This window comes from Candidatus Methylomirabilota bacterium, assembly GCA_036002485.1.
GTDB lineage: Bacteria > Methylomirabilota > Methylomirabilia > Rokubacteriales > CSP1-6 > AR37.
Genome location: DASYTI010000236.1, coordinates 1 through 10,011, shown reverse-complemented (window position 1 = coordinate 10,011; position 10,011 = coordinate 1). Strand labels below are relative to the sequence as shown.

13 protein-coding genes are annotated in these 10,011 nt (G+C 67.5%); 11 read left to right on the top strand and 2 right to left on the bottom strand.

The genetic code is table 11. From position 1 onward, the window contains the following. Window positions 1–18: 18 nt before the first annotated feature. Together VGT00_20525 and VGT00_20520 are read right to left on the bottom strand one after the other, a co-directional pair. On the bottom strand, window positions 19–1,098 hold the full coding sequence (locus VGT00_20525) for a DegT/DnrJ/EryC1/StrS family aminotransferase (protein ID HEV8533816.1): 1,080 nt from the start codon (window positions 1,096–1,098) through the stop codon (window positions 19–21). A 13-nt stretch (window positions 1,099–1,111) separates the two neighbouring features. Next, window positions 1,112–1,606: a flavin reductase family protein gene (locus VGT00_20520; GenBank protein ID HEV8533815.1), complete on the bottom strand. Its 495-nt coding sequence runs from the start codon at window positions 1,604–1,606 to the stop codon at window positions 1,112–1,114. A 148-nt stretch (window positions 1,607–1,754) separates the two neighbouring features. On the opposite strand from VGT00_20520, the gene VGT00_20515 reads away from it, so the two are divergent. The 11 genes from VGT00_20515 to VGT00_20465 all read left to right on the top strand — a co-directional run bounded on the left by VGT00_20515 (window position 1,755) and on the right by VGT00_20465 (window position 9,934). Beyond that, on the top strand, window positions 1,755–2,582 hold the full coding sequence (locus VGT00_20515; GenBank protein HEV8533814.1) for an Mrp/NBP35 family ATP-binding protein: 828 nt from the start codon (window positions 1,755–1,757) through the stop codon (window positions 2,580–2,582). Between the two features lie 13 nt (window positions 2,583–2,595). Beyond that, entirely contained in the window at window positions 2,596–3,219 is a 624-nt protein-coding gene (locus tag VGT00_20510; protein HEV8533813.1) for an LON peptidase substrate-binding domain-containing protein, read from the top strand. Continuing rightward, on the top strand, window positions 3,219–3,914 hold the full coding sequence (locus VGT00_20505) for a PDZ domain-containing protein (GenBank protein ID HEV8533812.1): 696 nt from the start codon (window positions 3,219–3,221) through the stop codon (window positions 3,912–3,914). The genes VGT00_20510 and VGT00_20505 overlap by 1 nt, the downstream gene beginning before the upstream one ends. Window positions 3,915–3,949: 35 nt before the next feature. Then, window positions 3,950–4,477, top strand: coding sequence for a type 1 glutamine amidotransferase domain-containing protein (locus VGT00_20500; protein ID HEV8533811.1), 528 nt, complete (start codon window positions 3,950–3,952; stop codon window positions 4,475–4,477). A gap of 29 nt (window positions 4,478–4,506) precedes the next feature. After that, window positions 4,507–6,264 carry a carbamoyltransferase C-terminal domain-containing protein gene (locus VGT00_20495; protein HEV8533810.1) on the top strand — a complete coding sequence of 586 codons (1,758 nt, stop codon included), beginning with the start codon at window positions 4,507–4,509 and terminating at the stop codon, window positions 6,262–6,264. A gap of 200 nt (window positions 6,265–6,464) precedes the next feature. Next, window positions 6,465–7,322, top strand: coding sequence for a class I SAM-dependent methyltransferase (locus tag VGT00_20490; protein ID HEV8533809.1), 858 nt, complete (start codon window positions 6,465–6,467; stop codon window positions 7,320–7,322). Beyond that, on the top strand, window positions 7,319–8,137 hold the full coding sequence (locus tag VGT00_20485; protein HEV8533808.1) for a fused MFS/spermidine synthase: 819 nt from the start codon (window positions 7,319–7,321) through the stop codon (window positions 8,135–8,137). Before VGT00_20490 ends, VGT00_20485 begins: the two co-directional genes overlap by 4 nt. A gap of 83 nt (window positions 8,138–8,220) precedes the next feature. Then, the gene (locus tag VGT00_20480) at window positions 8,221–8,436 is read left to right on the top strand and encodes a hypothetical protein (GenBank protein HEV8533807.1); all 216 of its coding nucleotides are present in this window, start codon (window positions 8,221–8,223) and stop codon (window positions 8,434–8,436) included. Next, window positions 8,417–8,752, top strand: a complete 336-nt coding sequence (locus tag VGT00_20475; GenBank protein HEV8533806.1) for a tetratricopeptide repeat protein — start codon at window positions 8,417–8,419, stop codon at window positions 8,750–8,752. The genes VGT00_20480 and VGT00_20475 overlap by 20 nt, the downstream gene beginning before the upstream one ends. 27 nt (window positions 8,753–8,779) lie before the next feature. Next, window positions 8,780–9,226 carry a hypothetical protein gene (locus VGT00_20470; protein ID HEV8533805.1) on the top strand — a complete coding sequence of 149 codons (447 nt, stop codon included), beginning with the start codon at window positions 8,780–8,782 and terminating at the stop codon, window positions 9,224–9,226. Window positions 9,227–9,424: 198 nt separating this feature from the next. Continuing rightward, window positions 9,425–9,934 (top strand): OmpA family protein, encoded by a 510-nt coding sequence (locus VGT00_20465; protein HEV8533804.1) that lies wholly within the window; start codon window positions 9,425–9,427, stop codon window positions 9,932–9,934. The last annotated feature ends 77 nt before the right edge of the window (window positions 9,935–10,011 follow it).

Below are 10,011 nucleotides of genomic sequence, written 5' to 3'. Positions count from 1 at the left end.
GGATCCGAAGCGACTCGCTCACTTCGAGAAGAACGCCCTGACCCCGGCGACGACCTGGTCGATCTCGGCCTCGGTGTGGCCTGCCGAGATGGGCAGGGTCAGGATCTGCTTGACGATGCGGTCCGTGTGCTCGAGCGGGGGCGGCTTGAGGTGCGCCACGGCCGGCTGGCGGTGGCAGGCGACCGGGTAGTGGATGCCCGTCGCGATCCCCTGGTCCTTGAGGAAGGCCGCGAGCTGGTCGCGCTGCGGCGTGCGCACGACGTAGAGGTGATAGACATGGCGCGCGCCCTGCGTCTCGGCAGGCAAGACGAGCGGCAGGCCCGCGAGCCCGGCCGTGTAACGCTCCGCCAGCCGGCGCCGGTGCTCGTTCATGGCGTCGAGACGGCGCAGGAGCACGCGCCCCACGGCCGCCTGGATATCGTTGAAGCGCAGGTTGAAGCCGATCTCGACGTGGATGTCCTTGCTCTGTCGGCCGTGGTCGCGGAGACGGCGGCACCGCGCCGCGACCTCGTCGTCATCGGTGACGAGCAGGCCGCCGTCACCCATGACGGTCAGGTTCTTCGACGGATAGAAGGAAAAGACTCCCGCGCGCCCGAAGCTGCCCACCTTCTTACCCTGCCAGGTGGCGCCGTGAGCCTGGGCACAGTCCTCCAGGAGCCAGAGCTTGTGCTTGGCGCAGAGGTCCTGGACGGCGGGGAGATTGGCGGGATGACCGTAGAGGTGGACGGGGATGAAGCCGACCGTGCGCGGCGTCACCTTGGCCGCGGCATCCTTGACGTCGACGGTGTAGCTCTCGTCAATGTCCACGAAGACCGGCGTCACCCCGGCGAAGCAGATGGCCTCGACGGTGGGAAAGGCCGTGTGCGCGGGCACGAGGATCTCGTCCCCCGCCTTGGCCTCGAAGGCCTTGATCACCATCCAGAGCGCGGAGGTGGCGCTCGTCGTCAGCACGGCGTGCTTGGCGCCGTTGTAGGCGGCGAACTCCTTCTCGAACTCCTTGCACTGCGGGCCCAGGATGTACTGACCGGACTCGACGGCGGCGATGACGGCGGCCTTGACCTCGTCATCGACGGGTGGGCGCGAGAGCGGGATGGGCATGAAAAACGCCTCCTCAGGAGTGGACGCGACGGTACTTGCCGCGATAGTAGAGCAGCGGCTCGAGGCCGGCATCCCCGCGGCAGTCGGCGGCATCGACCCGGCCCACGAAGATGGTGTGATCCCCGCCCGGATACGCGTGGACGGTGGTGCACTCGAGCTCGGCCAGGGCATCTTTGAGCACGGGGACGCCGAGCGAGCCCATGCGATAGCCTATCCCTTCGAACTTTTCTGCGGGGTGCGCCGCCGTCTTGGTCGCGAAGCGCGTCGAGATGGCCTCTTGATCCTTGTCCAGGATATTGACGGCGAAGCGTGTCCCCTCGGCGAGGGCCGGGTAGCTTTGCGCGTCGTGGGCGACGCAGACGAGGACCAGGGGCGGGTGGAGGGACACCGACGTGAAGGCGCTGGCCGTGAGGCCGATGGGCCGACCTTCCTTGTCCACCGTGGTGATGATGGTCACGCCCGAGCAGAAGTGACCGAGGACCCGCCGGAACTCGTCGGCTCCAATCACCCGATCTTTGTATCAGTTCCGGCCAATTTTTTCAAGTTCTCCGGCACTTTGGCGCGCACTCGAGCCGTCCGCTTCCTTGACGGCTTCGAGCGCCCGACCCTATACTGCGGACAGGCGAGCCCACCTGCGTAGAGGAGACCCAACATTCATGCCTGACATGCACAAGCCCGGAGCCCCGGGGGGTGAGTTCATCCCCGAGGTCAAGCACACGCTCGCGGTTTCTTCGGGCAAGGGCGGCGTGGGCAAGTCCACCGTCGCCGTCAATCTGGCCCTGGCCCTCAAGCTGCGCGGACATCAGGTGGGGCTCGTGGACGTGGACATCTACGGCCCGGACGTGCCGCTCATGATGGGGGCCAAGGGGCGTCCGGGGATGTTCGACAACAAGATCATTCCCGTCGAGGCCCACGGCATCAAGATCATGTCCATCGGCCTTCTCGTGGCGGAGCGGGAGGCGCTCGTCTGGCGCGGACCGATGATCCACTCGGCCGTGCAGCAATTCCTCCGCGACGTGCTCTGGGGCCCCCTCGACTATCTGGTCTTCGACATGCCTCCCGGCACCGGCGACGCTCAGCTCTCGCTCTCCCAGGTCATCCCCCTCGGCGGGGTGGTGATGGTCACCACCCCTCAGGAGGTCGCCCTCCTCGACGTGCGCAAGGCCCTGGCCATGTTCAGGAAGCTCAACGTGCCCATTCTGGGCATGGTCGAGAACATGAGCTACTTCGTTGCCCCCGACACGGGAGCGAAGTACGCCATCTTCGGCGAGGGCGGGGGCGAGAAGGTCGCGGGGGAATTCGACGTCCCCCTCCTCGCGCGCATCCCCCTGGAGATGGACACGCGCAAGGGCGGGGATGAAGGCGTGCCCATCGTCGTCGGCCAGCCGAACTCTGCCCAGACCAAGGCCTTTCGCGATCTCGCCGAAGGTGTCGTCGAGCGGCTCGAGAGCCTGTCGGCCCTCAAGCTCCCGACCATTGGCTGAGGCCCGGCGTCCGGTGGGTCAGGTCTTCGTTCCGATCTTTCCCCTGCCGGATTTGACGTTCTTCCCGCACACCATGCTGCCCCTTCACATCTTCGAGGGGCGTTATCGCGCCATGGTCACCGACTGCCTCGCGCGCGACAAGCGCATGGCCGTGGTGGGCCTCAAGCCCGGGTTCGAGGATTCCTATGAAGGGAAGCCGCCCGTCTACGAGGTGGCCGGGGTCGGACGCATCTTTCGATGGGAGCGGCTGGCCAACGGCCGCTACAATATCCTCCTCAAGGGTGAGGGGCGCGTGCGCATCGAGCGCGAGATTCCTGCCGATACGCTCTACCGCGTGGTCGCGGCCACCCCCCTCGAGGAATCCGGCGGTGACCGGCCCGCCGTGGCCGAGCTGGTGGCGCGAGTGACGGGACGCTGTCTCGGTATCCTCAAGGCCGTCAAGCGTCCGACCGCCGACATGGAGGAGGCCCTCCGGGACGTGGCGGCGGGAATGCTCTGCGACCAGGTCGCCTCGGCCGTGGTGCCGACGGCGGCCGTCCGCCAGCGGCTGCTCGAGGAGCTCGATATCGAGCGGCGGCTCGGCATGCTGGCCACCGCTCTCGACGATCTCTACACCCAGCTCACGGGTGACCGCTGATGAGACGGCTCGTCGCCCTTCTCCTCCTCCTCCTCGTCCACGTGGCGCCGACCGAGGGCGCCGCCTCGGCCTGGGGCTGGCTCGGCATCCGCATTCGGGACCTCTCGGAGCAGGAGATGGATGAGATCTCCAAGAAGTACGGGCTCCGTGAGGGCTTTGGCGTCTACGTGGTCGAGGTGATGAAGGAGACGCCGGCCGAGGGCTCCGGGCTCCAGCCGGGAGATCTCATCGTGGCCTTCCGCGATAGGCCGGTGGTGGACACGCGCACGCTCCAGCGGCTCATCGCCCACACGGCGTCCGGCGACACGATAGGGCTGACCGTGCTGCGCCGCGAGGAAGGCCGCCGCCGTCTCAGCGTGCGCATCGGCGTCATGCCCGATGCCATCGCCGCCGATCGCGTGGCCGCCGAGTTCGGGTTCCTCGTGCGCGATCCGGAGGGGCAGCCGGAAGACTCCGCCTCGCGCCTGTCCAGCCCGCCCACGGTGGCCGCCATCCTCGTCAAAAGCCCTGCCGAGAGAGCCGGGCTTCAGGTCGGAGACACCCTCGTGGAGGTCAATGGGCGGCCGGTATTGACGCTCCAGGCCGCGCGCGAGGCCCTGCTCGCGGCGTCGCTCGAGCGGCCCCTCTCGCTCGTCGTGCGCCGCGCGTCCGAACGGGTGGCCCTCGTGCTCAAGACGGCGACACCCAAACTGTAGGTCAACATCCTAGGTCAACATCCAAGGAGGCATCCATGTCGCTCAAAGGCAAGCGCGTCGCGATTCTCGCCGAGAACATGTATCAGGAGATGGAGCTCTGGGTTCCGTATTACCGGCTCAAGGAAGAAGGCGCTGAGGTCAAGGTGGTGGGGGCGGGCGGCGCCAAGTCCTACCACTCCAAGACCGGCTATCCCGTCAACGTCGACGCGCAGGCCGATCAGGTCAGCGCCGTGGAGTTCGACGCGGTGATCGTCCCGGGCGGCTACGCTCCCGACATGATGCGCCGCCACGAGAGCATGGTGAAGTTGGTGCGCGAAGCCTCCCAGCAGGGCAAGGTGGTGGCGGCCATCTGCCACGCCGGCTGGATGCTCGCCAGCGCGGGCATCGTCAAGGGCAAGAAGGCGACCTCCTTCTTCTCCATCAAGGACGATATGGTCAATGCGGGCGCCCAGTGGGTGGATGAGGAGGTGGTGGTGGACGGCAACCTCATCACCTCGCGCCGGCCCGACGACATCCCCGCCTTCTGCCGCGAGATCGTCAAGTCTCTCAGCAAGACGGCCTAGCAGGAGGGCAAGGTTATAATGCCGGGGACATGATCGTCCTCGGCATCAACGAAACACACTGCGCCACCGCGGCCGTCCTTCGGGACGGCCGCATCGTGGGCTGCGCCTCCGAAGAGCGCTTCACCCGCCTGAAGAACGATGCCGGCTACCCGCGCCTGGCCATCGACGCCCTCCTGAAGGAGTGCGGCATCAAGCCGGCCGACATCGATATCGTCGCCCTGGCCGGCGCCCGCGCGGCTTCGCGCGAGTGGCTGAACCGCGTCCTTCACGACGAGGTCTACGCCAGGGAGTACTACGGCGTGGCCATGCCCTCGCCGTGGCGGGCCCTGCGCCGCCGCGCGCGGAAGATGGGCGCAAAGTTCGGGCTCATGGACCCGTCCCGAGGCAAGTTCGGCATCTCTCAGACCGAGCGGCTCGGCTTCGTTACGGATCACCTCGGCATCCCGAAGAATCGGATCGTCTGCCTCGATCACCACTCCTGCCACGCGGCCGCGGCTTACTACGGCTCGGGCTTCGAGGGCAAGGACGCGCTGGTCCTCACCAATGACAATGCGGGCGACGGCCTTTGCGCCACCGCCTCCACGGGGAGAGGCCGGGAGCTCACTCGCCACGAAGCCGTTCCTTCGTCACCCGGGTCGCTCGGGGCCTTCTATTCGTTCGTGACCCTGGCCCTCGGCATGAAGTTCGGCGAGCACGAGTACAAGGTCATGGGCATGGCGCCGTACGCGGCCGAGCAGTATGTCCAGCGCGCGGAGGCGGTCCTGCGCGGCGTCTTCGACCTCGAAGAAGGCCGCCCCGCCCTCTTCCGCTGGCAGGAGCCGGGGGAGCGCTATGCGCTCCTCCTCAAGGCGACGCTGGGTCTCCGATTCGACGCGGTGGCGGGAGGCGCCCAGCGGCTCTTCGAGAACACCATGCTCCGGTGGGGGCGGCTCATGCATCAGCGCTATGGCGGCCGGCGCCTCGCCCTCGGCGGCGGCTGCTTCATGAACGTCAAGGCCAACATGCTCCTGGGCCAGGAAGAGTGGGTCGAGGAGCTCTTCGCCTTCCCCTCTTGCGGCGACGAGTCGAACGCCGTGGGCGCCGCCTATCTGGCCTATCTCCAGGAATGCGCGAAGCGCGGAGTCACCGGCCGCCTGGAGCCCTTCGGGCCCGCCTATCTCGGCAATCGCGTCACCGACGAAGACGCGGAGGCGGTGATCCGCGAGCGCGGGCTCGAGGGACGCTACAAGGTCGCCTTCCAGGACAGGATCGAGGAGAAGATCGCCGAGCTGCTCGTCTCCGACGGGGTGGTGGCGCGCTGCGCGGGCCGGATGGAGTTCGGGGCGAGAGCGCTGGGGAACCGCTCCATCCTCGCCAACCCATCCGATCACCGGGTGGTGCCGCTCATCAACCGGATGATCAAGAACCGCGACTTCTGGATGCCCTTCGCGCCAACCATCCTGGCCGAGCGCGCCGGGGAATATCTCGTCAATCCCAAGCGGCTCTCCTCCCCGTACATGATGCTGGCCATGCCCACTCGCGCGGAGGCGCGCGAGGCGCTGGTGGCCGCCCTGCATCCTCAGGACGGCACGGCGCGCCCGCAAATCCTCGACGAGGCGTGGAACCCTGAATACCACGCGGTGATCGCCGAGTTCGAGCGGCGCACCGGGATCGGCGCGGTGCTCAACACCTCTTTCAATCTGCACGGCGAGCCCGTGGTGTGCAGCGCGGCGGACGCCGTGGACACCTTCGAGCGCTCAGGACTGCCACACCTGGCCGTGGGGCATTGGCTGATCTCCAAGAAGTAGCCGGAGGCCCCGCCTTTCCCCTCCAGGACGGAGACGGAAGGGCCTCGGGGGGGCTTCCCACCATCGATGCCCCCTGCTTTCTCTGCCATGGCTCGGAGGCCGACCCTCTGTGGACCACGCCTGATCGCGCCTTTGCCGTTCCCGGCTGTTACACGGTCGCCCGCTGTCGGGGCTGCGGCTTCTTCTACCAGAAGCCACGCGTGGCCGACGCGCACCTTGCCGACTGCTATCCCGATCATTACCCGCGCCACCAGGAGCCCTCGCCCCGGATCCCGTTCAAGGGCTCGCGGGGGCGGATCAAGGCGGCACGCTGGGCCCTGGCCAGCGCCCTCGGCTATCGAGAGCTTCGCGACCCCTCGATCGGCCTGTGGACCCGTCTTCGAGCGCGACGGCTTCTCCGCAAGATCCGCTGGGACTGTCCGCCCTGGACCGGGCAGGGCCGCTATCTCGACGTGGGCTGCGGTTCGGGGGGCGCCCTCGGGGTGGCTAAGAGCCTCGGCTGGCAGGTAACGGGCATAGAAGTCGACAAGGCCGCCGCGGCCAAGGCCAAGCGCTTTACTGACGAGATCCACGTGGGCGATGTCCTCACCGCGCCGTTCGCGCCCGCCCGCTTCGACGTGGTCACGGCCTTTCACGTCCTCGAGCATGTGCCCGATCCCGTCGCGATGATTCACCGCATGCTCGGATGGCTCGCCCCCGACGGCTTGCTCATCGTCGAAGTGCCGAATGCCAGTGGTCTGGGCGCGGGCATCTTCGGCAAGGCCTGGTCGGGCCTCGAGCTGCCTCGGCACCTGTCCCACTTCTCGCCCGAAAGCCTGGAGCGCGCGGTCGAGCAGGGCGGGGGCCGCGTGGTCTGGAGCTGGCATGGGGCCAAGCCCCGCTCCTATCTGTGGAGCCTGGGCTTCTGGCTCCGCGACCACGGCTGGCTCGCTCTCGCTCGCCTCGCCGAATGGCGCCCGATCTACGGAGTGCTGAAGCTCCTTCTTGAGCTCACCCTTCCCCTCGCTCGTCTCGCCAAGCGCGGCGAAGTGATCCGCGTGGGGATCAGGAACGCGTGACCCCATCGCGCGGATTTCCCGGCCCGGCCGGCCGAGTGCCCCTCATCTTCGCCTGCTTCTTCCTCTCCGGGGCCACCGGCCTCGTCCACCAGGTCGTATGGCTGCGCATGCTCGGTCTGGTCTTCTGGCACACCGTCTACGCGATCACCACGGTCCTCGCTGCTTTCATGGGCGGGCTCGCGCTCGGCAGCTATCTGTTCGCGCGGTCGTCGGCACGTATCCGCAATCTGATCAGAGCCTACGGCTGGCTGGAGATCGGCATCGGCGTCTACTGCGCGCTGCTCCCCGCTTTCGTCTGGGTCACCTCGGCCCTCTACCTTTCCCTCCACGGCACCTTCGGCTTCTCCTACGACACCTTCAACCTCGCGCAGTTTGCCCTCGGATTCGCGCTCTTCCTGGTTCCCACGACGCTCATGGGCGGGACCCTCCCCATCGTGAGCCAGGCCCTCATCCATGAGGAGAGGGGCCTGGGCCAGAAGGTGGGCGCGCTGTACGCGACCAATACGTTCGGCGCCGTCGTCGGGGTCGTGCTCGCGGGATACCTCGTGCTCCCCGCCCTGGGGACACGATCGACGGTGGCCATCGCGGCCGCGACGAACCTCGGCCCCGCCCGCGATGGTGGGACTGGCACGGGGCGGCGGCGGTCGCGGGGGTGGCCGCGGCCGTTGTCGTGCTCCTGCTCCCGTCCTGGGATCAGCGGGTCATGGCGAGCGGCCCCGCCGTGTACGGCAAGAGGTACCTGGAGAGGGCATCGCGGCAGAGCATTCCCGAGATTCTGCGCAGCCAGCGAGTGCTCTTCTATCGCGACGGAGTGAGCGGGACGATCTCCGTGCACCAGGATGGCGAGGAGATCTAGCTGCGCACCAACGGGAAGACGGACGCGGGCACGGGGGTCGACATGCCGACCCAGCTCATGCTCGGCCACCTTCCCATGCTCCTTCATCCTGACCCGAGGCGGGTGGTCGTCATCGGCATGGGCAGCGGCATCACCGCGGGATCAGTGGCCCGCTATCCGATCGAGCGCCTGGACATCGTCGAGATCGAGCCCGCCGGAGAGCCGGGCCGAGCTGAACCGCCCCGATGCTCGCTACTGGGTGGGGGCCGGCTATTTTGATCGCGACGTCCTCGAGGATGCGCTCGCCAATTTCCAGCGGGCCCTCGAGCTCGAGCCTGGCCACGTGCCCGCGCTGCTCGGGGCCAGCGTGGCGTCCACGAAGAGCGGCAATCCCGCCGCAGGTTTGGACCTGGCTCAGCGGGCGCTCACCCGCAGCCCCCAGAGCCCCGAAGCCCACTACCTCGCGGGCCTGGCCGCGGAGGCACTGGGGCGTCGCGGTGAAGCGCTCGGCCATCTCCGGCAAGCGCGGGCGCTTCAGCCGCAGCAGCGCGAGTATCAGGCCGCGCTCGAGCGGGTGATGAGCAGTGGCCGCTGACGAAAACAACCCAGAGGGGAGAACTCGATGAGGCACGCCATAAGGACGCAGATCAAGATGGCCGTGGTCGCGCTCGTCGCCGGGATCGCGCTGACGGCACTGGAGGCCGCGGCTCAGACGGCGGCGCTCCAGGGCACGTGGCGAAGCGGCGACACGACCATTCGTGTCGTCTTCACCATGGGCCAAGTCCGCGGGACCTTCGCCACGGTGGGCAAGGCCGCCCGTGAACTAGGCTTCAAGCCGGGCGACGTGTCCTTCACCGCCGTCGCGGTCGAGAACTATCTCCATGGCGTCCAGACGCTCCGCTATGGCGGGACCTGCTATCCGAACGGGCGCCCGGTGGCCATGATGGCACGTCTCACCCCCGACGGCCGCATCATGGCGATCCACACGTACGCGATCCGCGTGGATAACCTCTGCCGCGATACCGGCGAGTTCTCGATCAGCGAAAACCTCTGGCAGCGCGTCCAATAGGAACGCGAAGACATTCCCTGGACTGAAGTTTTTTCCCGGTCGCCTTGTCGATCGGCAGCTGGCTCGAGTTCACGGCGCTTCCGAAAGTATCGATCCCGCCTGTCATTTTCGACATTGGCGGCCCCCTTGCACACGAAATGCGGTGTACGAGTGTAAGAGAAGGCGTGCGTTCAGCACGTCTCAAAGGAGGGTGCGCACATGGATCTCAAGATCCTGTCAACAGTGCTCGCTTCACTCGTGATCGCGGCGACTCCTGCGTGGACGGACGCCGCACCGGCGAAACAAACGCGCACGGTCGTCGCCTCGGCAAGCGCGCCGCGCGAAATGGCGCCGAACCTCGAGGGCTTCGCGCCCACGCCGGACCTGCGCCCCGTGCATTTCGACTTCAACCGCTCCGCCATCCGACCGGGCGAGGCGAGGATCCTCGACAAGAACGCCGAGTGGCTGAAGGTCCATTCCAACGTCAAGGTCGCCATCGAAGGTGGTGCCGACCAGCGAGGCTCGGTGTCCTACAACCAGAACCTCAGCGAGCGCCGGGCCCGCGCCGTGAAGGACTACCTCGTGGCGCGCGGTGTCTCCGCGGACCGGATCGTCGAAGTGGGTGACGGCGAGAAGCTGCTGGCCTGCCGCGCCATGGGCGAGGTGTGCTGGCAGAAGAACCGTCGGGCCGATTTCCTCGTGAAGGATATCGAGAAGCAGTCCCCGTAGCGCCGACATCGCGGTCTCAAAGGAGCCCAGGGCCCCGGGGCCGATGCTGACCCCGGGGCTTTGGCGTCACCCTAGCC